The organism is Tatumella terrea (genome assembly GCF_039523755.1).
GTDB lineage: Bacteria > Pseudomonadota > Gammaproteobacteria > Enterobacterales > Enterobacteriaceae > Tatumella > Tatumella terrea.
This window is the reverse complement of the sequence record NZ_BAAAFX010000010.1, coordinates 211,481-234,770: the sequence shown is the minus strand read 5'-3', so window position 1 is coordinate 234,770 and position 23,290 is coordinate 211,481. Positions and strand designations below refer to the sequence as shown.

At 55.1% G+C, this 23,290-nt stretch carries 16 protein-coding genes and 2 pseudogenes; 7 read left to right on the top strand and 11 right to left on the bottom strand.

What is annotated here, in order from left to right; all coding sequences use genetic code 11:
• Positions 1 to 16 precede the first annotated feature (16 nt).
• Complete coding sequence (locus tag ABD035_RS06205) at positions 17 to 1,447, top strand: APC family permease (RefSeq protein ID WP_212713725.1); 1,431 nt, start codon at positions 17 to 19, stop codon at positions 1,445 to 1,447.
• Positions 1,448 to 1,719: 272 nt separating this feature from the next.
• A complete protein-coding gene (locus ABD035_RS06200; protein ID WP_343868580.1) occupies positions 1,720 to 2,541 on the top strand; it encodes an alpha/beta fold hydrolase in 822 nt (273 codons plus the stop codon).
• Positions 2,542 to 2,847: 306 nt separating this feature from the next.
• Here the strand turns inward: ABD035_RS06200 and ABD035_RS06195 are convergent, their stop codons facing one another.
• The gene (locus ABD035_RS06195; RefSeq protein ID WP_212713723.1) at positions 2,848 to 3,507 is read right to left on the bottom strand and encodes a DUF421 domain-containing protein; all 660 of its coding nucleotides are present in this window, start codon (positions 3,505 to 3,507) and stop codon (positions 2,848 to 2,850) included.
• Positions 3,508 to 4,097: 590 nt separating this feature from the next.
• On the opposite strand from ABD035_RS06195, the gene ABD035_RS06190 reads away from it, so the two are divergent.
• Positions 4,098 to 4,367 carry a hypothetical protein gene (locus ABD035_RS06190; RefSeq protein ID WP_343868576.1) on the top strand — a complete coding sequence of 90 codons (270 nt, stop codon included), beginning with the start codon at positions 4,098 to 4,100 and terminating at the stop codon, positions 4,365 to 4,367.
• Between the two features lie 354 nt (positions 4,368 to 4,721).
• Here the strand turns inward: ABD035_RS06190 and ABD035_RS06185 are convergent, their stop codons facing one another.
• Together ABD035_RS06185 and ABD035_RS06180 are read right to left on the bottom strand one after the other, a co-directional pair.
• On the bottom strand, positions 4,722 to 5,978 hold the full coding sequence (locus tag ABD035_RS06185; RefSeq protein WP_343868574.1) for an MFS transporter: 1,257 nt from the start codon (positions 5,976 to 5,978) through the stop codon (positions 4,722 to 4,724).
• 60 nt (positions 5,979 to 6,038) lie between these two features.
• Positions 6,039 to 6,959: an aminoimidazole riboside kinase gene (locus tag ABD035_RS06180; RefSeq protein ID WP_343868572.1), complete on the bottom strand. Its 921-nt coding sequence runs from the start codon at positions 6,957 to 6,959 to the stop codon at positions 6,039 to 6,041.
• 215 nt (positions 6,960 to 7,174) lie between these two features.
• Here ABD035_RS06180 and ABD035_RS06175 point away from each other — a divergent pair, with 215 nt between their 5' ends.
• Positions 7,175 to 8,608: a glycoside hydrolase family 32 protein gene (locus tag ABD035_RS06175; RefSeq protein WP_343868570.1), complete on the top strand. Its 1,434-nt coding sequence runs from the start codon at positions 7,175 to 7,177 to the stop codon at positions 8,606 to 8,608.
• A gap of 6 nt (positions 8,609 to 8,614) precedes the next feature.
• Here ABD035_RS06175 and ABD035_RS06170 read toward each other — a convergent pair.
• A pseudogene (locus ABD035_RS06170) lies at positions 8,615 to 8,797 on the bottom strand (LacI family DNA-binding transcriptional regulator); the annotation flags it as partial.
• A gap of 365 nt (positions 8,798 to 9,162) precedes the next feature.
• Between ABD035_RS06170 and ABD035_RS06165 the strand changes: the two are divergent.
• Positions 9,163 to 10,035, top strand: a complete 873-nt coding sequence (locus ABD035_RS06165; protein ID WP_343868761.1) for a phosphorothioated DNA-binding restriction endonuclease — start codon at positions 9,163 to 9,165, stop codon at positions 10,033 to 10,035.
• A gap of 515 nt (positions 10,036 to 10,550) precedes the next feature.
• Here the strand turns inward: ABD035_RS06165 and ABD035_RS06160 are convergent.
• The 7 genes from ABD035_RS06160 to ABD035_RS06130 form a co-directional block, all read right to left on the bottom strand.
• A complete protein-coding gene (locus ABD035_RS06160) occupies positions 10,551 to 12,164 on the bottom strand; it encodes a purine-cytosine permease family protein (protein WP_249213534.1) in 1,614 nt (537 codons plus the stop codon).
• A 309-nt stretch (positions 12,165 to 12,473) separates the two neighbouring features.
• The gene (locus ABD035_RS06155; protein ID WP_343868566.1) at positions 12,474 to 13,208 is read right to left on the bottom strand and encodes a GntR family transcriptional regulator; all 735 of its coding nucleotides are present in this window, start codon (positions 13,206 to 13,208) and stop codon (positions 12,474 to 12,476) included.
• 6 nt (positions 13,209 to 13,214) lie between these two features.
• Positions 13,215 to 16,832: an urea carboxylase gene (uca, locus tag ABD035_RS06150; RefSeq protein WP_343868564.1), complete on the bottom strand. Its 3,618-nt coding sequence runs from the start codon at positions 16,830 to 16,832 to the stop codon at positions 13,215 to 13,217.
• 2 nt (positions 16,833 to 16,834) lie between these two features.
• Entirely contained in the window at positions 16,835 to 18,631 is a 1,797-nt protein-coding gene (gene atzF / locus ABD035_RS06145; protein ID WP_343868562.1) for an allophanate hydrolase, read from the bottom strand.
• A 778-nt stretch (positions 18,632 to 19,409) separates the two neighbouring features.
• Positions 19,410 to 19,799: a putative T6SS immunity periplasmic lipoprotein gene (locus tag ABD035_RS06140; RefSeq protein WP_343868560.1), complete on the bottom strand. Its 390-nt coding sequence runs from the start codon at positions 19,797 to 19,799 to the stop codon at positions 19,410 to 19,412.
• 363 nt (positions 19,800 to 20,162) lie between these two features.
• Positions 20,163 to 20,525: a putative T6SS immunity periplasmic lipoprotein gene (locus tag ABD035_RS06135; RefSeq protein ID WP_343868558.1), complete on the bottom strand. Its 363-nt coding sequence runs from the start codon at positions 20,523 to 20,525 to the stop codon at positions 20,163 to 20,165.
• Positions 20,522 to 21,082 (bottom strand): type IV secretion protein Rhs, encoded by a 561-nt coding sequence (locus tag ABD035_RS06130; protein WP_343868554.1) that lies wholly within the window; start codon positions 21,080 to 21,082, stop codon positions 20,522 to 20,524. The genes ABD035_RS06135 and ABD035_RS06130 overlap by 4 nt, the downstream gene beginning before the upstream one ends.
• Before the next feature lie 461 nt (positions 21,083 to 21,543).
• On the opposite strand from ABD035_RS06130, the pseudogene ABD035_RS17635 reads away from it, so the two are divergent.
• Positions 21,544 to 22,044 (top strand): annotated as a pseudogene (locus ABD035_RS17635) (POTRA domain-containing protein); the annotation flags it as partial.
• Between the two features lie 162 nt (positions 22,045 to 22,206).
• Positions 22,207 to 23,286 (top strand): ShlB/FhaC/HecB family hemolysin secretion/activation protein, encoded by a 1,080-nt coding sequence (locus tag ABD035_RS17630; protein WP_425579712.1) that lies wholly within the window; start codon positions 22,207 to 22,209, stop codon positions 23,284 to 23,286.
• Positions 23,287 to 23,290 lie beyond the last annotated feature (4 nt).

The following is a 23,290-nucleotide window of genomic DNA, read 5'->3' as shown; positions in this document are numbered from 1 at the left end:
CTCAGGGGATACCAGTATGAGTGACAGTAAATCGACACGAAAATCCGCCGGACTCAGCGGAAATCTGGGGGTGGGCAGCATCGTCTTTATGGTGATCGCCGCGGCTGCACCTTTGACCGTGATCGGCGGCAACGTGCCGCTGGCTATCGGCATCGGTAACGGCGCCGGCGCTCCCTTTGGCTTTCTTATCGCCTCGCTGATCCTGCTGGTATTTGCGGTCGGCTTTGTGTCGATGACACCCTATGTAAAAGATGCCGGTGCCTTTTACTCTTATATCACCCAGGGGCTGGGTCTCCGTGCAGGGATGGGTGCCGCCTGGCTGGCACTGGTGACCTACACCACGATTCAGGCCGGGGTTTATGGCTATATGGGCTGGGCGGTCAATGACCTGGTGGTGCATTACGGGGGCGCGGCCCATCCGTGGTGGCTGTACTCGGTGCTGGCGATTGTAGCCGTCGCTATTCTGGGTTACCGCCACATTGAGCTCAGCTCAAAGATCCTCGGGATTGCGCTGGTGCTGGAGATTGGTGTGGTCTTAATCATGAACTTCTCCGTACTGTCAAAAGGCGGTGCCAGCGGTATCAACCTGAACTCATTCGAACCTGCCACGGCCTTTTCGCATGGTTTAGGGATGGCGGTGCTGTTTGCCCTGACCGGATTTATCGGCTTCGAATCGACGGCCATTTTCCGCGATGAATCCCGTAATCCCGGCAAGACTATTCCCCGTGCGACCTACCTGGCGGTAGTAATTATCGGTGTATTTTATACCTTTTCGGCCTGGGCGATGATTGAAGCGACAGGGGCATCCCAGGCGGTGACGGTCGCCAACAATACCCTGAACGGTAACGGAAATATGCTGCTGGATATTGCCCGTCAGTATAACGGCGCCCTGCTAAGTAACATCATTCAGGTGCTGCTGATCAGCAGTATTTTTGCCTGTGTGCTGAGCTTCCATAACGTGTTAGCCCGCTACAAATATGTGCTGTCCGGCCAGGGCTATATGCCTAAGTTCCTGTCCGCGGTACACCATCAGCATAAATCACCGTCTAACGCCTCACTGGTTCAGTCGGTAACCGCGCTGGTGCTGATTATTATCTGTGCATTATGCAAACTGCAGCCACTGACTCAGGTCTTCGGCTATATGGCAGGAATTGCCACCGTGGGTATTGTGTTACTGATGCTGCTGACCAGCCTTTCGGTGGTAGTGTTCTTTAATAAAAACAAATCCCTGGTACAGGGAAGACACTGGAAAACCCGTGTCCTGCCGGGTGTTTCTGTACTGACGCTTTCGGCCTCGCTGGTGATGGTGCTTTCTAACTTCACCACCCTGACCGGCGGCAGCATGCTGGTCAGTGCCCTGCTGGCCGTCATCCCGGTGCTGGCGTTAATCGGAGGCTATCTGGTCATTAACAAACAACAGCTTCTGGTGGCCGGGATGGAATCTTAAGCCCGCCATTGTAAGTTGTCATCTCACCGCCCCGGCCACCGTCCGGGGCTTTTTTTATGCTGCCGTTCACGCTTCCTGCCCGTGTCATCCGCTATCTGTCCTGCTCAATCCCGCGCTTTTAGTGAAAGAAAATAGTGCTGTCTGACCCGCCCTATTCCGTAAACGCTATACTTTATTCACTGGCCGGGAGATGACGTTTATTTTCCCGGCCCCCCGCCGGCAGGTCCGGGAAACAGCCCTGCAGCCACCCTCTCTCAGCGAAAAGGATACCTATGTGTACATTTAAAACTCAGGATGGGACGCCGCTCTATTTTAAAGACTGGGGCACCGGCAAACCGGTGGTCTTCAGCCATGGCTGGCCTCTGGACAGCGATATGTGGGATACACAACTCAGGTTTCTGGCGGAGAATGGCTATCGTGCCATCGCCTTTGACCGCCGGGGATTCGGACGTTCCGGCCAACCCTGGCAGGGGTATAACTACGATACCCTGGCCTCAGATATCCATGATCTGCTGACCCATCTGGATCTGCAGGACGTCACTCTGGTCGGTTTTTCGATGGGCGGAGGCGATGTTGCCCGCTATATCAGTCATTACGGAAGTTCACGTATTGATGGCCTGGTCCTGCTGGGCGCAGTGACCCCGTTACTGGGGGCCAAACCCGATTTCCCGCAAGGTGTGGAAGCATCGGTGTTTACGGATATTCGCCAGGGCTTGCTGAAAGATCGCGCGCAGTTTATCAGTGATTTTTCGACCCCGTTTTACGGCACGAATGCCGGCCAGACCGTGTCTGAGGGTGTCCGGACACAGACGCTGAATATCGCCTTGCTGGCATCGCTGCAGGCGACGGTGGAGTGTGTGACGGCCTTTGCGGAGACAGATTTCCGTGCCGATATGGCAAAAATAGATGTACCGGCACTGGTGATCCACGGCAACAATGACCAGGTAGTTCCCTTTGAAACCACCGGCAAACTGGCGGCCGAAATGATTAAAAATTCTTCACTAAAGGTGTATGACAATGCGCCTCATGGCTTTGTCGTGACCCATGCACAACAACTGAACGATGACCTGCTGGCATTTCTGCAGACACTGTAATCCTTACAGAAAAGGCCCCCGCCAGGCGATTGCCTGAAAAGAGGGCCTTTGGCCTGCACCGTGCCCGTTACCGGTGCAGCCCCACCACGGACAGTGGATCGGTGATACCCGTGCAGCGTCGCGGGCTAATATCAGTCTGCTTCGTGATCACATTCGGCGGAAACGACTGTCGCACGGGGTCCGGGGGTAATCAGGTCAGGGCAGATAGGGTTAAAAAACCGGGTTCGGGTGGCCGGGAACAGCTACGAGCGCAGGAAATCCCGCTGGCAGACCGGACAGCCCGGGGCCTAAGCCCCGGGTATACGCTTATGCGACGTCCCGTGTCACCTGCCCGTCATGCAGCACCACGTTCAGACTGCCATCCCAGAACTCAACGATAAACACATCGCTGCGCGGGATATTCAGGCTGTCGAGTTTGGCATCCAGCCACTCTTCATCTTTATTAATCATATTCAGTTCCGACGCTCTTGGCCGGCCATCTTTCATCACGATAATCGACGGCATCTTGCTGCCCTCACAGACCACCGACAGTGATCCGCTCGGCTCAATCTGTGCGTAACGTATCTCCTGGAAAGAGTGGATCCCCTGCGAATGCAGCTGTGAAGCCACATTGATAATATCGATTTTATTGCGTCTGCGCAGGATGTTATCCATCAGGAACTTACCGTTTTTGATGATAGGGATCGGCTCCCCGATAGTAAACGTGCGGAAAAACCAGACATGTTTACTCACCCAGTTCAGCAGTGAAATCAGCATCACGCCGATCAACAGCACCAGAATATATTGATGCATCGGGATAGCATCACTGTAGATCACCCCGCCGATGATCCCCCCGAGCACAAAGTTACCGATAAAATCTACCGGCGTCATTTGGGACAGTTGCGTTTTCCCTGAAAAGTTAAGGTGTGAAATCACTACCACAAAACCGATAATGAATTTCAACAGAACAATTGCATAATATTCCATAATCACATCCCGTAGTGAACTCAGCTTATAATGTGCAGTCGGGCACCTGAGGTTTCCGCAAGCTGTCTTTCATTGCAACCCGCCAAAAAAATAAAACAAAAATTAAACATTCTCATTACAATTCATCTCACCGGAACCGTTACCTTATTTCACCCCGGTAAAGCGTTCCTGCGGATACTTTTACCTGCCCTGCTGACAGACGTCAATCCTGACAGCGTACCGGAAAATAGAAAAATTAAATCCTCATCTATTCACCGTTATTTTCTGGCGCGGGACCGCGATTTATTAACTGCGGAAAATGACTTTTAATAAGGGAATTTTCTATTTTACCGTCACGGCGCGTTACCGATATCCGTATATCCTGATACAGTCAGAAAGTTATTATTAATAAAACATCCGGGGCTGTTTTAATAAACATAGGGGGCAGAAACGAAATAAGAGAGGCAGCTTGCAGGCTCGTTCTCACAGAAGGGCTGAAGGTCCCGGCCAGGGTTTTAGCCGCAACTGAGGTTAAGGATAAAGATATTCCCCGCGTGACCGGGGACCGTGAGTAACCGCAGTCAGGGAGATCCGTCAGAATACCCCCCCGGATGACCGGGAATGAGAACGAGGAAACCATAGTTCGGGCAGGTAATGGGGTATGCCCTGGCAGAACTGTCAAACAATGGCATGTAATATTCCTGCTATCGTTGTCCGGCGAAGAATGGCATGTAATATTCCTGCTGTCGTTGTCCGGCGAGGAATGGCATGTAATATTCCTGCTGTCGTTATCCGGCGAAGAATGGCATGTAATATTCCTGCTGTCGTTGTCCGGCGAGGAATGGCGGAATACCTCCATTATCCGGGTCAAAGACCGGTAAGTCCCCGGAAGCGGAACAACACCCCGGAGAGTGCACCAGGCTCCGTTTTCCGCCCGCGTTTCACCCGCCGGACCATACCCGTTTATCGCCGGATTTCCCCGGAACAGACTTCCCCCCTTGCCGGCAGGAAAACGGGATAAAAGAAGGCGGGTCTGATTGCGGAGCCCGGACGGCAGGATCTGCCATCACTCGTCAGGGCTGGATACCCTCCCCGGGCCCGCCACAGGCTGTCGATTCGGCAGAAAACCTGCTGGCTGAGACTTCTGTCTGCCCTTAAGATGCGCCGGAACCCGGGCCGGTCTGTTTTTCCGGCCGCCGGGTCAACAGCCAGGGGCCGCGGGCTATCCCGTGGTTCTATAGTGTTCCGGGCGCGGTGGCTGCCGCAGGTTCAGCGCCGGGGCGTTCCCGTTTTTTACTGAGTAATACCCTCCCGAACAGCAACATCAGAAACACAATGCCGGAGATGGCGAAAAATACGGTCCGGTAGCCTGCGTTATCGAACAGGATCCCGATCGGCGCAGACAGAAAAATGATCCCGACGGAACTGGCAATCTGGAATCCCACCAGAAAGATCGTCGAAGAGAGCCGTTTATCGAAATTGGCGACGCTGTATTTGAACACTGAAATCACACACAGCGGCACTTCTATCGCATGTAATAACTTCACCAGCGAAATAATATAAGGGTTAACAAACAGCGCACAGGACAGGATCCGCAGCATCATAATCACTACCCCCAGCAGCAACGCATTCTTAGGGCCGACACGGTTCACAAAGAAGGGGACCACCAGCATACAGAGGGCTTCCAGTATGACCTGGAACGAGTTGAGATAGCCGTAAACCCGTGTGCCGACCTCACGGGATTCAAACAGGCCGGCATAAAAGACCGGGAACAATTGCTGGTCATAGATATTATAAAAGGACCAGGTCCCGACAATAAACAGCACGAAGATCCAGAAATTGCGATCTTTAAAGACCGCGAGGAAATCCTCTTTTTTTACGCGGCCTTCCCCGGTGGTCACACAATGCTGAGGCTGAAATTTCACCCGGAAATTGATCGCGATAAATGCGAGACCGAATAACGACACCAGCCAGAAATTAATATGCGGATTAATACTGAAAAAGATACCGGCGAAAAATGCCCCGACGGCGTAACCGAAAGATCCCCAGGCACGGGCCGTCCCGTATTCAAAGTGGAAACTGCGGGCCATTTTTTCGGTGAAGCTGTCCAGCAGGCCGCTACCGGCCAGATACCCCAGACCGAAAAAGAGTGAGCCCAGCACCAGGCCCGCCGAAAAGTGGGTTCGCAGCAACGGCTCATAAATATAAATCATAAACGGCCCGGTCAGGAGCAGCACGATCCCCATACACCAGATCAGCGTTTTCTTCAGGCCCAGTTTGTCCTGAATAATGCCGTAGACCACCATAAACAGCATACTGGTGAACTGGTTAACGGAGTACAGCGTCCCTAATTCGGTACCGGACAGCCCCAGATGCCCTTTCAGCCAGATGGCATACAGCGACCACCATAATGACCAGGAGATAAAAAAGAGAAACGAGTAACCGGATGCAAAACGATAGTACGCATTTCTGAAGGGGATATTCAGCGTCATAATCACCTGCCTGTCGTTAATAAAATGGAGATCCTGTCCACGGGAAGCGCGGTTTAGCTGTTACTTTCCCTGAGTCAATGCCTGCCGACGGGGCAGTGCCGTCATCGCCCCCTTTGCCGTCACCGCTATCGCACCACACCGCTGGGCCTGGTCGATCATCTGTTGTAATTCTTCTTCGTTTTCCGGAAAGCCCCGCGCCGCCAGCCAGGCCAGTAAACCGGCCATAAAGGCATCCCCGGCCCCGGTACTGTCGATACAGGTCACCGGCCTGCCCGGGAAATGGCGGACCTCCCCCCGCCAAAAAACCGCCACCCCGTCGGCTCCGCGGGTGACCAGCAATAACCGGATATCATTCTCTGCCGCCAGCGTGCGGATACCCCGATCGCTGAGCGGTTCTCCGCTGATAAAGGTGAGTTCGTCTTCTGAAAGTTTGACCACATCGGCCAGCTGTAACGCCTGTTGCAGGCACTCCTGTAATCGCCGGGTATCGGGCCAGAGATCCTGGCGAATATTCGGGTCAAAACTGACAAATCCGCCGGCGTCCCGTTGTGCTGACATTGCGGCCAATGCACTGCTGCGTGAGGGCTCCGCCGACAGAGCAATCGAACAGAGATGTAACCACTCACCGCGATGCCATCGGGGAAGATCGGTTTTTTCCAGCATAAGATCGGCAGACGGACGAACCATAAAGGTGAATGAGCGTTCGCCCTGTTCAAGTGCCACCAGGACGGTCGACGTCCGGTGCCATTCGTCTTCAGTCAGGTAAGCGGTATCCACGCCCTCCGCCTGCAGAGTCTTTTGCATCAGGGCACCGAAAGGATCACTCCCCACCCGGCCGATAAAACCACTGCGTCCATCCAGCCTGGCGATACCCACGGCCACATTGGCCGGCGCTCCGCCGGGACACGGCAGGAGGCGACCATCGGCCTCCGGTAACAGATCCACCACCGCATCCCCTAACACCCACACTTTCACTGACATGTTTTTATCCTGTGCTTATGCTGCATAAGCACATTGATAAACTGCTTTATGCGAAATTCGTTGCGAATTATCAGCAATATGCATATTCGATCACAAATCCGGATGGTTAACGTTAACATTTGCGAATAACATCACAAAAAGCAAACTTAGCGGCTTTATCTTTGTCATAGTTAACGTTAACAATCAGGTGAATTTACTGAATCAGGATATTGAATATGACTCAATCCCGTCCGGATAAGGCGCAGAAGGCGCTTGAAGAGCTGTGCGATCATCGTGGTAACACTTTTTACCCGCATTATCACCTCGCCCCCCGGGCGGGATGGATGAATGACCCCAACGGCCTGATCTGGTTTAACCACCGCTACCACGCGTTTTATCAGCACAACCCGCTGAATGAGAACTGGGGAGCGATCCACTGGGGACATGCCACCAGCGAAGATATGGTGCACTGGCATCATGAACCTATCGCCCTGGCGCCGGGCGATGATGAGGATAAAGATGGCTGTTTTTCCGGCAGTGCCGTCAGCGATAATGGTGTCCTTTCGCTGATCTATACCGGCCATGTCTGGCTGGCGGGAGAAGGCAATGATGCTGAAATCCGTCAGGTACAATGCCTGGCCACCAGCCGGGACGGCGTGCATTTCGTGAAACAGGGGGTCGTGTTAACGCCTCCGGAAGGGATTATGCATTTCCGCGACCCGAAAGTCTGGCAGCAGGACGGCCACTGGTGGATGGTGGTCGGGGCAAAAACTCCGGACAATATCGGGCAGATCCTGCTTTACCGTGGCCGTTCGTTACGTGAATGGACCTTCGATCGCGTACTCGGCCAGGCCGATGATGGTGAAACCTATATGTGGGAATGTCCGGATCTTTTCGCTCTCGGCAAACACCATTATATGATGTTCTCCCCGCAGGGGATGTCACCGCAAGGCTACCACAAACGTAACCTGTTTCAGAGCGGGGTCATCCCGGGTCAGTGGTCTCCGGGCAGTGACTTTATCCCCTCCGGCGCTTTTACCGAGCTGGATAATGGCCATGATTTTTACGCGCCGCAAAGCTTTACGGCCGGTGACGGCAGGCGTGTGATGATTGGCTGGATGGATATGTGGGAATCCCCCATGCCCTCCAAAAAAGAGCGCTGGTCCGGTTGCCTGACGCTGGCCCGTGAACTTTCCGAACATGAAGGGAAACTGATCCAGCGGCCGGTGCAGGAAGCGGAGACCCTGCGCGGTTCACATCAGGCAATCCCTGCCGGGGAGATCACCGGAACCCGCGTATTACAGGATAACGCGCAGGCAGTGGAAGTCACGCTACAGTGGGACCTGCGGAAAAGCGAGGCCGAACATTACGGACTCAGACTCGGCAGCAGCCTGCAGTTATATGTCGATAATCAGGCGGGCCGGCTGGTGCTGTGGCGTCACAGTCCGGAGGAGGCGATCGACGGTTATCGCAGTATTGCTTTACCCCCCGGGGAGTCCCTGTCGCTGAGGATCTTTCTGGACATGTCTTCGGCAGAAGTCTTCGTCAATGATGGCGAGGCGGTGCTCAGTAGCCGGATCTATCCGCGGCCCGGAGAGCGGGAACTTTCACTGTACGCTGCCGGCGGTAAGGCCGTGCTGATGAGCGGCGCGCTCTGGTCACTGAGTTAACCGTCCTCAGGCGGAACTGCGGATCAGTAGCGGGCAGTGAAGCCGCTTACAGCCCCCACCGGTACGTCCTTCAATAATATGCAGCGCAGCTTCCCGGCCGATCACGGCAGGCGGAAGTTGCACTGTCGTTAATGGCGGAATAAACAACTCCCCGACCCTATTATCAAACCCTGTCCCCGCGATGTCCTGAAACCGGGAGATGGCTTTCTGTCCCGGCATCCCCGCGGGACTGCCACCGGCAGATCTCTGGCTGGCGGTCAGCCTGTTTGTCTGTTTGTCTGTTTGTCTGTCTGTTTGTCTGCCTGTTTGTCTGCCTGTTTGTCTGTTTGTCTGTTTATCTGCCTGCCTGTCTGCCTGTTTGTCTGTCTTCCTGTCTTCCTGTCTGCCTGTCTGCCTGTCTGCCTGTCTGCCTGTCTGCCGGCGGCGGTGACTGATCTCCCCAGCCCCGGAGACCCGCCTGATTAACGATGATGGCCTGCCGCCGCCGGGTGAATATTGAATTTTCTCCGGGTTACGTGCATGCTCGTTATCCCCCTGAGCTGTGACGAATGACTATGACCTCATATCACATCCTGAACCAGGCCATTGCCGATGTCGCTGTCTGGCGGAAAGGTGACCAATGTGCGCCCCATAAACCTCTGCTGATACTGTATGTATTATCGCAATATAAAAAAGGCCATCACAGGCTGTTTAATTATGGTGACGAGATCCAGCAGCCACTGACGCAGTTACTGCAGGAATTTGGCCCGAAACGGCGGGATTATTACCCGAACATGCCTTTCTGGCGACTGAGGACAGAAAGCTTCTGGTGCCTGGAAAATGCCGAACGTTGTAAACCGCGCAAAGGTAATACCCAGCCTTTAAAACGTGAACTGACAGAACATCAGGTCAGCGGGGGCTTTGATGAGGAGAGTTTCCGGGCACTGAATCAAAACCCGGCAATGATCGATAAGCTGGCACAAAATATTCTGACGGAACGCTTTCCGGAAAGTCTGCAGCAGGTACTCGCCGATCAGTTGGGCTTCGATATTATCACGCTGATGAAAACACGCGACCCGCGTTTCCGCGAGAGTGTGTTGCGGGCATACCATTCTCAATGTGCTGTGTGCGGTTATAACCTGCGACTGGATGGGGCGCTGGTCGGGCTGGAAGCGGCACATATCCGCTGGAAACAGTATGGTGGCCCGTGCGAGGTCAGTAACGGACTGGCGCTGTGTTCGGTACACCATTCGGCACTCGACAGAGGCGCAATCGGGGTCGATGAACATCTGACCATCCGTATCTCCGGCGGCATCAATCGCAGCCCCATGGTAGACCGTCTTTTCCGGGACCTCGAAGGGAAAAAACTGCTGCTGCCCGGCAATAAGGCCTACTGGCCCGCGGATAAATTTATCGAATGGCATCAGACAAACGTTTTCAAAGCCTGAGTGGCCCGCGGTTTGCCGATCCGTTGCACGTTGTCTTAAAGGCGGTGAGCATGGGTGTGATACGGGACCTTCCTTTTTCCGCCGGTGAACCTTCGGTCAGTGAAGGATAAACACAGACCGGGCCGGGAAAACCAGGGGTACGGCCATATTAGCGTTTTAATGTGCCTGCCATCCCCCCGCCATCCGTCGTGAGTTTTTATCTGACCGCGAGATTAATCCCTGAGGCAGCAGAATCGCTGACAGAGATGATTCTGCGCTGGCTGCCGGCTCCGGAAAACGCCGTACCGTGCCGGCAAAAATGGCGCGACCAGGCAGAGTGGTAAGCCATGGCATGACAGAAAATAAAAAAGCGCTGAATCAGGGCAGCCTGCCAACGGCGGGGCTTTTCGGTGTACTTCCGGTGATGCCGCCCTGAAGAAAGCCAGTGACTTAACGGGTTCCGCATGGCGGTAATCGTTGCAGATAACCGCTGATGATCGTCCCTGATGATCAGCGGCCGGAGGGGGTTACCGGGGCTACTCCAGGGTTTTACATAACGAGCAGATCACGCCCTGATGCTGGCGGGAAAAGAGCACATCCGGACGCTCGTAAGGCTGGGCGCAGGCAACACAGGAATAGACGGTGCCGACCGGTGCCCCGTCGTGATCATAACGGGGCTCTTCGATGCCATCCGAGGTGTTTTTAATATAAAATTTCCCGCGCGTCAGCAGCCCCATCAGCGGTGTCATCACCGCCGCCACCACCAGAGCAATCAGCGGTGAATAAGAGGTCAGAAACGTCCCCAGCAGACCGAAAAAGGCCGCAATAGACAGCCCGGCAGCCACAAGGAATGAGACCATTCCCACCGGATTGACGCTATACAACATATCCCGGCGGTATTCAGGCTGCTTAGGAGATAGCCTGAGAAGGTATTTATTGACGGCAATATCGGTCGCGACCACGGTCACCCAGGCGATGGCAAAGTTGGAATAAAAGCCCAGGATATTACCCAGCACAGAGAACATATCCCCTTCCATCAGTGCCAGTGCGATGGCCAGGTTAACCAGTACAAAGACGATGCGCCCCGGGTAATGTTTGCGTATCCGCGTGTACGCACTGGTCCAGGACAAAGAACCGGAATACGCATTGGTCACATTGATTTTAATCTGGGAAATAATCACCAGGATCACGGCCAGTGTCAGTGCGGCTCCGCCAGGCAGCATATCGTGGAAAGCGGCGCTGAACTGCCGGACCGGTTCGGTACTGTTAATTCCGGGCGTGAGTGTCAGCAGATAGAACCCCAGGAAGGCGCCGATGGCCTGTTTAATGGCCCCGAGGATCACCCAGCCCGGGCCTGCGGAAATCACTGCCAGCCACCAGGTTTTGTTATTTTTAGCCGTTTTTGCCGGCATAAAACGCAGATAGTCGATCTGCTCACCAATCTGCATAATCAGCGCAAGGCAGACCCCGGCCCCCAGCATCACAGAAGACATATTAATGCCGCTTTTGCCCTGCTGCCCCGCAAAGGCCATAAACTGTCGCGGAAGATCCGGTTGTTTCCAGACCAGGTAAAGGACCGGCCCAATCATCAGCACCAGCCATAATGGCGTCGTCCAGATCTGCAGTTTAGTTAAGACTTTCATCCCGTAAATCACTAAAGGGATCACCAGCACGGTGGATAATAAATATCCCAGCCATAAGGGAATATCTAACCCCAGCTGTAACCCCTGGGCCATAATAGATCCTTCCAGGGCAAAGAATATAAAGGTAAAACTGGCAAAGATAATACTGGTGACCACCGAGCCGTAATAACCAAATCCTGCGCCGCGGGTAATCAGATCGAGATCGATATTATAACGGGCAGCGTAATAGGCTAACGGTATCCCCGTCAGGAAAATAATGATCGCCGCAAACAGAATGGAAAGCAGCGCATTGGTTGTTCCGTAGGAAAGACTGATACTGGCCCCGATGGAGAAATCTGCCAGATAAGCAATTCCGCCCAGTGCCGTAATGGCAACCGTCAGGCTGCCCCAGCGTCTGAAACTGTAAGGAGCATAACGTAAGGTATAGTCCTCCAGCGTTTCATTGACAGAATGATTACTTTGTTGCGGGGAAGCCCCCGACGTCACGACATCATCGTTTATATTCATAATCCATCCTATTGCGGTTAACTCGTTGATTGGTTTCTGCCACAGGTTCTCTTACCCTTGCTCATTGACACGCTGCGCCACCGTCAGCGGTCGCTGATGATTTACCCTCACTTTCTGCGGCCGCAGTGACCCTGTGGTTCCCGGCCGGTCCCGGTACGGTTCCCTGCTGACGGCGGGTCACAGGCAGTGCCGCGTCTCCTTTCAATGCCCTATGCGGCGTGGCAGTGACAAAAACCCTGCCTGCCCTGCTGCCGGTTTCCCCGCAGGCCCCCCCGGGGCGGCTAAATACGTGGGTCCGCCCCGGTCTGTTCACCCTCGCCGATGAGTGGTGTCTGCCTCCTCCGGTGCCGCCGGCTGCGGCCGGGCCTGCTGTAACCGGTGTAAGGTGATTTTCCGGACCTCCGCCTTACTGACCGCAATGTGGCCGGTTAAAATACGTTGTGCCTCGTCGGTGTGTTGCCGGAAGATGGCCTGCAGGATCTGCGTATGCTCGAGGTAAGTCGCCTCTACCCGGTCCTCCCGCGTAAAGTCGAGCCGCCGGATAATCCGGATTTTTTCGGTCAGTCCGGCATGGACCCGCGCCATCTCCTGATTTCCGGCTGCGGCGACCAGCGTGGTATGAAAGGCTTCGTCCTTCGCCGACACGATCCTGCCGTCGTCCGGACGCGGGGTATCGATCCAGAAACGTTTCAGTTCAGCCAGCACTTCGGCACAGGCCAGCGGTGGCATGGCACACAGACGACGCACCGCTTCACGCTCCAGCACGGTACGAAAGTCGTACAACTCTTCGAAATATTCGAAATCAAACGGCTTTACCTGCCAGCCGCTACGGAACCACACTTCGACATATCCCTCGCGCTCCAGCCAGAACAGCGCCTGACGTACCGGGGTACGGCTCACTTCCAGCCGCTCTGCAATCTCGTTTTCGCTGAAACGGTCGCCGGGCATCAGACGAAACTCAAAAATGTCCTGTTTCAGTGCCTGGTAGACCTTCTCTGCCAGCGCCTCAGGCCGTCCTTTACTCTTCGGGGTTGGAGTCATCATCACGCCTTACTCCAGCCACAGCAGGGTATCGCCCGGGCTGACTGCCCGGCCCGCCTGGCAGGCGAGTCGTTTTACCGTACCGGCCTGCGGTGCGGTGATCGCCAGTTCCATTTTCATCGCTTCAACGATGATCAGGGTCTGCCCGGCATCGACCTGGTCGCCAGGCTTCACCAGCACTTTCCAGATATTGCCGTTCATGTCGGCACTGACCGCCAGTGCATCGCATTCGTCTTCGCTGATAACCAGTGTTTCCTCGCTGGTCAGCGGGGCTTCCTGCTCTTCCTGTGCCCATCGCGTGACTTCCTGTTCAAAGGCCGCACTCTGACGTTCACGGAACGCGGCTATCGGGGCTGCGTTTTCCTGCAGGAACTGCTGATGCGCCGCAAAATCAAAGACGGTTTCTTCGATGCGGACGGTCGCCCGGCCTTCGCGAAAATCATCCCGCAGCCCGCTGAGTTCCTCTTCCGAAACCGGATAAAAACGCACCTGATCAAAGAAGTGCAGTAACCAGGGTTCCTCTGCCGCAAACTGATCATTTTTCAGGAATTTATTCCAGATCGGTAACGTGCGGCCCACCAGCTGATAACCCCCAGGCGAGTCCATGCCGTAGATACACATATACATGCCGCCAATACCCACGGTCCCTTCCGCAGTAAAGGTACGGGCCGGATTATATTTGGAACTCAGCAGGCGATGACGCGGGTCGAGAGGAACGGCACAGGGTGCGCCGAGATAAACATCCCCGAGGCCGAGGATCAGATAACTGGCGTTAAACAGGGTGTCGCGGACTTCCTCCCTGCTCTCCAGCCCGTTGATACGCTGAATAAAATCCACGTTATTGGGCAGCCACGGCGCTGTCGCGCGGACGGTTTCTTTATAGCGTTCCACGGCACCCAGGGTGGCGCTATCTTCAAACGCCATCGGCAGCCAGACAATACGTGACGGCACTTTCAGCTGACTGACATCCCCCAGCCCGGCCTCCAGTTCCAGCAGCAGATCCATCAGTTTTTTCTGGCTGAGGATCAGACTGTCATAACGCACCTGCAGAGAACGCACTCCGGGTGAGAGTTCTGCCACGCCCGGCACGGCCCGTTCACGCAGGGCATTCATCAGTAAATGCACGCGCAGACGTAATGCCAGGTCCAGCACGTTATCGCCATACTCAATCAGAATATATTTGTCACCGGCCTGCCGGTACGCGGCTGCCGGGGTGGTGGCGGTCGCCGGTAATGCCGCTAACAGTGTCGCCGAACCGGTGTCACTGGCGGCCAGTGACGGAGTGGCAAAAGACGGCGTCTCATTGCTGTGTAATGTTTCCACGCTGCGGGCCTGACTTTTTTCCCGCGCGACGGCTTCATCGGCACTGATCGGATAAAAACGAATACGATCCCCGGGTTTCACCTGACCGACTTTCCATAATTCCGCTTTAGCGATAGTGACCGGACAAACAAAACCGCCGAGGCTCGGGCCGTCATGCGTCAGGATCACCGGGAAATCTCCGGTAAAGTTCACTGCACCAATCGCGTATTCACAATCGTGGACATTGGAAGGGTGCAGTCCGGCTTCACCGCCATTGGCGCGGGCCCAGGACGGTTTCGGGCCGGTCAGCCGCACGCCGAGCCGGTTAGAGTTGTAATGTACCTGCCATTCACCGGCAAAGAACTCGTCGATGGCTTCCGGGGTGAAGAAATCAGGCGCACCGTGCGGGCCGTACAACACGCCGATACGCCATTCATTGCCATACTCAGGGATCAGTGCCGGGTCCGCCGCTTGCGGCTCACTGACCGGGGCCGGTGTGGTACAGGCAGCCAGTTGCGGGCGGGAAACCGGTAACATGTCGGCCACCCGCAGGGTGCGTCCGGCGTGACCGCCAAACTGACCGAGTGAGAATGTGGAACGACTGCCCAGATATTCCGGCACATCGAAACCATTACGTACCGCCAGATAGGTGCGGCATCCCTTCTGTGCACGGCCTGATACCAGCGTTTGCCCGGCACGGACTCTGACCGGCTGCCAGTACGGCACGCTTTCACCGTCTAAGGTTGCCGGACAATCGGCACCGGTGAGCGCTATCACGGCATCGCAATGAAAACGCAGTGTCGGCCCCTGCAGCGTAAACTCCAGCCCGGCAGCACTTTCATGGTTACCCACAATACGGTTTGCCAGCCGGAAGGCAAAGTCATCCATCGGCCCCGAAGGCGGAACGCCGATATCCCAGTAGCCCTGACGGCCGGGGAAATCCTGAACGGTGCTGAAGGTGCCTGGCTGTAACACTTCGATCACACTGGCGGCCGGGGTGAAACTGTCGAGGAAGCGCGTCCAGACCTTCCCGCTGCGGAAGGCTTCGGTGGCGACGATTTGCCGCAGATAATCGAGATTGGTGGCGATCCCGTGCAGTTGCGTTGCATCCAGCGCCTGCTGCATTTTGGCCAGTGCGGCTTCACGCGTTTCTGCATGGACGATCAGTTTAGCGATCATCGGGTCATAAAAAGCAGAGACCTCTGTACCGGTATCGATCCAGCTATCCACCCGCACATCCTGCGGGAAAGTGACGCCGGTCAGTACACCCGGCGAGGGCTGGAAGTTTTTCAGCGGATCCTCGGCGTAAATACGGACTTCAACCGACGCACCGGCCGGGGGCTGTTGCAGGCGCTCCCAGTCAATGGCATCCCCTGCCGCGACCCTGAGCATACACTCCACCAGGTCCAGGCCGGTGACACATTCGGTCACCGGATGCTCGACCTGTAAACGGGTGTTGACTTCAAGAAAATAAAAGGCATCCTGTTCAGCATCATAAATATATTCCACCGTCCCGGCGCTCCGGTAACTGACCAGTTCGCCCAGGCGGACGGCAGACGCCAGTAAGGCGTCACGCGTGGCCTGCGGGAGATTCGGTGCCGGCGTTTCTTCCACCACTTTCTGGTTACGACGCTGCAGCGAACAGTCCCGTTCGCCGAGCGCGACCACCTTACCGCGGCCATCCCCGAAAATTTGCACTTCAACATGCCGGGCGCGATCGATACAGCGTTCAAGGAACACCCCGGCATCGCTGAAAAACTGTTCCCCGAGGCGGCGGACACTCTCCCAGGCCTCCTGCAATGCGGTCGCATCTGCACAGCGGGTCAGACCGATCCCGCCGCCACCGGCAGTACTTTTCAGCATCACCGGGTAGCCGATGGTCTCTGCCGCACTAAGAGCCTCTTCCACCGAGTTCAGCAGCGGCGTGCCCGGTGTCATCGGCACTCCGGCACTCGCTGCCAGTTCACGGGCGCGATGTTTCAGGCCAAATTCGCCAATCTGCTGCGCGGTCGGGCCGGCAAAAGCAATCCCGGCCTCTTCACAGGCCGCGGCAAACGGCAGGCTTTCAGACAGGAATCCGTAACCGGGCCAGATAGCCTCCGTACCGCTTTCCTTCGCGGCTGCCAGAATTTTATCGATGCACAGATAGCTGTCGCTGGCTTTATCGCCGCCCAGCGCAATGGCCAGGTCGGCTTCTTTAACATGACGGGCGTTACGATCCGCGTCCGAATAGACGGCCACGCTTTTCACACCCAGGCGTTTCAGCGTGCGGATAGCACGGCAGGCGATTTCGCCACGGTTAGCAATAAGAACGGTGCTGAACATGGTTATTTATTCTCCTGAGAGGCCAGCCAGTGACGCCAGCCGCCGAATTCTGTAATTTCCGGGGCCTGAGACAGCACCGCCGGTTCGCAGATAAAGCCTTTAACCGTCCGGCCATCGGCCAGCGTCAGGCTGCCGATACCGAGCGGTGCCGGAATTTCAGCCACAAATTCCCCGAAGCGCGCCAGCGGGATATCCCACAGTTCAACGGTGATCGCCGCCCCGTTTTCGTCACGCAACAAACCGGGTTTTTTCACCGGGCCATCGATCAGGGCAAACAGCCGGTAACTGGCGGCGGTCTGCGTTTCATCCACCAGCACCGCATTGCGGGTAGTGAGCTGGAAGTTCAGCGGCATACCGGTGAGGTGCGCGCCCACCACGGCCACCCGGACATGCCCGGCGGAGGCCGGTAACGGCGCAGACGGGGTCTTCAGCGGTTTTCCGGTAGCCCCCGCAGGCAATTCCAGCTGCTGTTGCCAGGTTATCCCGAACCCGGCCAGCGCACGATCGTGCCAGGCCGGCGCGATCAGTGTGATCCCCGCCGGCAGGCCATCGTCACGGAACGGACCAGGCAGCGCCAGCGCACTCAGGTCGGCGAGGTTAGTAAAGTTGGTATAGGTGCCGAATTGCGAGTTGTAGTTCACCGGCTCCTGTTTCATCTCTTCCAGCGTATGGATCGTCGGCGAGGTCGGCACCACCAGCGCATCAAACCCGGACAACGTCTGCCCTATCTGACGCGCCAGCTCAGCCCGCAGGTACTCGGCCTGATAGGCGTCCACCGCGCTGTATTTCAGGCCATTGCTGACAATGCCGTACACCACCGGGTCCATCTCTTCCGGCCGGTGGATCATCCCGCCGACGGCAGCGGTACGCTCCGCCACCCACGGGCCGTAATAGAGTTGTTCTGCCAGCTGGCTGAACGGGGTGAAATCGATGGGATGCAGTGTTGCCCCGCCGGCCTGTAATTGTTCAAGTGCCTTCCGCCAGGCGGCTTCCGCCTGCTTATCGCCAAAAAATTCCGGCGCCGCCGGGATCGCGAAATCCGGCTGTGCTTTGAACCCGGCTGGCGCGGTATGCGGGTCGGTGCGTGAGTAAGCATCGGTGGCATCGTAGCCGCCTGCGAGGGTCGCGACCGTAAAAGCATCTTCCACCGTCAGCGCAAATACCGAAATCGTATCGTTGAGGCGACAGGCCGGGACGAGGCCGCTGGCCGACAGCCACCCTTTTGTCGGTTTCAGGCCGACGATATTATTAAATCCGGCCGGCACACGGCCGGATCCGGCGGTATCGGTGCCCAGAGAAAAGCCTGCCAGGCCCCGCGCCAGCACAGAGGCCGAGCCGGAACTGGACCCGCCACTGACATAATCGGGGTTAAAGGTATTAGGGACCGCGCCATACGGCGAACGGGTGCCGACCAGTCCGGTGGCATACTGATCGAGGTTGGTTTTGCCAATCACTACCGCACCTGCCGCTTTCAGTTTCGCGACCACAAAGGCATCAGCCTGCGCGGTATAGGCCAGGGCCGGACAGCCCGCCGTGGTCGGCCAGCCGGCGACATCGATGTTGTCCTTCACCGCAAAGGGAACACCAAAAAGAGGCAGCGACTGCGGGTCACGCAGATACTGTTCGAGCAGAGGTTCAGTTTGCGCCTGTAACTGCGCGGGGGTCGCAAGATAAAGCCAGGCATTATCCTGCGGGTCGATAGCGTCGAGGTGTGCGGCCAGCAGCGAACGAATACACTGCGGATCCTGCCGGTAACGATGTTGCCAATCCTGAAGGGTGAATCCGAAAGTAGATGCCATGTTTGAATCCCGACTGGTATACAAGATGGAATTCAACAGAGCAAAAACTGTGCCATAACACTATCTGACTGTTTATTAATAAAATTTACCCCGACTCTTCCGCCTTCACCTCTCTGCGCTGTTAATTACCGGTGCACTTTCGCACCAGCGTAATGCACAACCACGGTGAGCCATCGCTCCCGGTATCACTCGTTGCCAGCGGAATATGCTAAGTGATCGTTATTGATGGAAAGCCAGTAGCCGGTGTTTGCCGGCCCCGCCCGCAAACGGCTGGTCCGGGCTTTAGGACAATGCGGGTATGTTGGAAATCCGGGCCTCAGAAAATCCGGCTAAGAGCCTTTTTATATGGTCAGTAACCGGCGTTTAACGACCCCGCCCGCAGACGGCTTGTACGGGCTTTAGGACAATGCGGGTATGTTGGGAAATCCGGGCCTCAGGAAATCCGGCTACGTGCTTTTTTATATGGTCAGTAACCGGCGTTTAACGACCCACCCGCAGACGGCTTGTCCGGGCTTTAGGACAATGCGGGTATGTTGGGAAATCCGGGCCTCAGCAAATCCGGCTAAGTACCTTTTTATACGGTCAGTAACCGGCGTTTAACGACCCCGCCCGCAGACAGCTTGTCCGGGCTCTAGGACAATGCGGGTATGTTGGGAAATCCGGGCCTCAGCAAATCCGGCTAAGTGCTTTTTTAAACGATCGGCAGGTGGGTGGAATGACCCCGTGCCGGGCTGTTATCGTCAGGAAAGACCTGACGTCATCATTTCGCCCGGATCCCCTATGGCCCGACCCCGGCTGGCCCGAAGTGATCTCCGGGCAGAGTGAATACTGATTTGAGTATTAATTTCCGTGGATGATTCAGATTGCTGATCAGATAATACGCGTTATATTGCTCTGCAGGTTCAAAATGAAAACCAAAAACAGGCAGGCATTCTCCTTTTTTTATCACCGGCCGGGAGCTGATAAGAGATTTATAGAAGTTGTCGCCTTTGCCGGATTCACGGATAAATTCAGCAGAAAGCAGAATGTCCCCCGGGCTGGCAGCATAGGTTATACAGGGCCCATTCCCCTGCAGAACGGTAACAGCCTGACGGGTCTCCGGGACGTTTCCTGACCGCCCGCAACATCCCGTGAGCAGCGCCAGCGCAGCTAACAGATAAATTTTCATGACCTTGTCCTTGTCTTTCGCATATGACTTTGCAGCGTTTTTTGCATCACGTAAAAAGCAGAAAATAAACTCCCCGGCGGTCAGATTCAGCGTTTCGCGTTTTGCCTGTGTTCTGTCTGGTTTCACTTCCCTGCGGTGCCTGAGACCTGTTTTCGCCTTCTTCCCACAGACTTCCGCTCACGGAAACTGACCTCCGGGAGTCAACCGATAACGGAAGTCTGCGATTAACAGAAGTCTCTGTAGTGCGCTTTTATAAAAATTACTTTTATAAAAAAACCGTCATAGCTATTAACTTATAAAAAACTAAAAAAAACATAATAAATAAAACCACCGGATAACTAACCGTAAAGAAGATAATTACTTCTAATCAGAGAGAGTGAAGCGCGCCTTAACCTCGAAAGTTTCCGGGTTATTAATGTTATAAATTGAATAATAAACGCTATAACTCATCGCAGATTTAAAAGGATATTCAAAGAGAGGCAGGCACTGTCCTTTTTTCGGGAAAGGCGGATCTTCAGTAAAAAACCGGAAAAAAGCACGCCCTTCAGAGGATTCACTGGCAATCTGAACCGCAGAAATATGGTCTCCCTGGCTCACTGCATAGGTAATACAGGGCAGTTTTCCACTCAGGTTAACCTGTGCATAGCGGATCTCCGGAAGCCTATCCCCCGGCCCGCAGCATCCGGTAAGCAGGACCGGCACACACAATAAAGTATGTTTGATCATTGCAGCCAGCCCGTAGTGACAATTTTTTTGTATAATCCGGGGATATCACTAAGCTTATCGTTCCCCTGATACTTTCCCTGCAAAATATTATTATGAAAATATAGCCACATATTTATACCATAACGAAGAATTAGCCAGTAATCAGCAATGATACTGGCTTGTTGTTCAAGGGAGTAATCGGTGAGTCGCGGTTTATCAGGAGTGTAAAAATAATATGCCGCCCAACTAAATAGCCCCCTGGTCCTTACCCATTGCCCATGCTGATGTTGCCAGACATGACCTAACTCATGAATGAAGTTATGCTTTAAACGCTCATCGACAGAACCCGAAGAAAAGTCCGGATGATAATATTCTTTCCGGAACCAAACCTCCCCATTGGGAGACATTGCAACCCGCTTCCCCTGCAATCCAAAAGGGAAATAGCTGTCATTATGAATCCATACACGATGATAAATAATATGATTACCAAATACACACCGGGCCATCGTAATCTCACCCGGAGTCATCAGACGTAACGTCCCTTCTTTATACGGGTACTGAGCCTGTTCCTTCTGCATAGATAGAAATCCTTCTTTCACCCATCGAAAAACCCTTCCGGTGATTAAATATCATACAACCTGGCATTTAACATCCCCGCCACGGTACTTATCACAAATCTGTGAACCCATACGCACGATAAGCCGTGATGAGAAACGGCAAAACAGAGCGATGACGAAATACAGAGCCAGGGTTTCTGCCTGAACAGATGCGCAGAGTGCTTACCCCGGGGCCTGAACAGCACAAGGTATGTTTCAGGCGAGACGTCCGGCGGCAGGAAACCGGTGCTCACTGCCGGATGAAATAATTACCTTTTCTGTCCTGCGGAAAAACTGTGACAGTACCGGGATATTTCGTCTGATTTGCGACATGGCATGTATATTTAATAAACAGTTCATTGCCAACCCGTACAATAAGTGTCATTTTATGAATGTATTTAAAGCATAAATGGATATTTACGCTTCATTGACAAGGATATGTCATGATTTTTACGCCAAATGCGGCACGATGCCGCACTTATCTTATTCTGCTGATCCTCTTACCGCTGCCGTTACTGGCCTTGCCGGTATTACCCGCACCGGTTCTTCAGCCGCCCGTCCCCGGGTCATCGCCGGCATTGAACACGGGTGACAGACAGTGGATCCATCAGCAGGAGCAACAGCGGGCATTAGAGCAACGTCTGACCCCGACGATCCCCGATGTTCGCCTGTCTCCGTCTTCCGGCCGTCACGGGCGGATAATTTTTCCGCAGGAAACCCCGTGTTTTACTCTTTCCCGGGTCACTCTTTCGGGCACTGATACCCTGCCGCACTGGTTACCGTTGCAACGTCTCAGCCACCAGGCGATCGGCCACTGTCTGGGCGCAAAAGGCATCAACCTGCTGATGAGCACATTGCAAAACCGTCTGGTGGATCACGGCTATATCACGACCCGCGTGCTGGCCCCGCCGCAGGATCTCACCGGCGGCGAACTGAAGCTGAGAGTGATCCCGGGGGATATCCGCCAGCTCACTCTGACACCGGACAGTGGCCACTACGTTACGCTGTATAACGCGTTCCCCGTCCGCAACGGTACTCTTCTGGATCTGCGCGACATCGAACAGGGGCTGGAGAATTTACAGCGGTTGCCTTCGGTGCAGGCCAGCATGGAAATCCTGCCTGGCGGTCAGCCAGGTGAGAGTGATATTGCCCTGCACTGGCAGCAACGGCGTCTGTGGCGGGTTGCCGCTTCGCTGGATGACTCCGGAACCCGTAGCACCGGCCGTTATCAGGGGGGCCTGACACTGTTTCTGGATAACCCTTTTTCGCTCAGCGATTTAGCCTATATTTCCGCCAGCAGCAGCCTGGACAATCAACACGGAAAAGGCTCGGGGAATATCACCGGCCACTATTCGGTCCCTGCCGGTTACTGGATGTCGGGCATCACCGTCAACCGTTATCGCTATCACCAGACGGTCGCCGGCCTGAACAGTGATTACCGTTACAGTGGAAAAAGCAGCAATATCGATTTCCGGGTCAGCCGTGTTCTGCATCGTAACGGCAGTCAGAAAACCACCCTGACTTACGATGTGCTGGCCCGCGAATCGAAAAACTATATCAACGATACGGAAGTTGAAGTGCAGCGGCGGCACACCGCCGCCTGGCGTATCGGGCTGCAACATCGCCATTATATTGCTCAGGCCACGCTGGATGCAGGTATCAGTTATCAGCGAGGCACCCGCTGGTTCGGTGCCCTGCCTGCCCCGGAAGAAAATTTCGGGGATGCCACGGCACTGAGCAAAATTATCCGCATATCGTCTCAGCTCGATCTCCCCTTCACACTGGCGAAGCAGAAACTCCGTTATAACCTGCAATACCAGCGCCAGTTCAGCACCACCCCGCTGACGCCACAGGATCAGTTTGCTATCGGCAACCGCTGGACAGTGCGCGGCTTTGACGGTGAGCGTTCGCTGAATGCCGATCGCGGCTGGTTCGTGCGCAATGAAATCGCCTGGCTGACGCCGGTCCCGCTGCAGGAACTCTATCTGGGCGTTGATTACGGTGAAACGGGGGGCAATGGCACGCAAAATCTGGTGGGTAACCATCTGGCCGGGGGCACCCTCGGTATCCGCGGTTCGGCATTTAACACCGGTTATGACCTGTTTGCCGCCGTGCCGTTCTCCAAACCTGAAGGTTTCAAAACCAGCCCGGTATCGCTCGGTTTTAACCTTAACTGGCAGTACTGAGAGG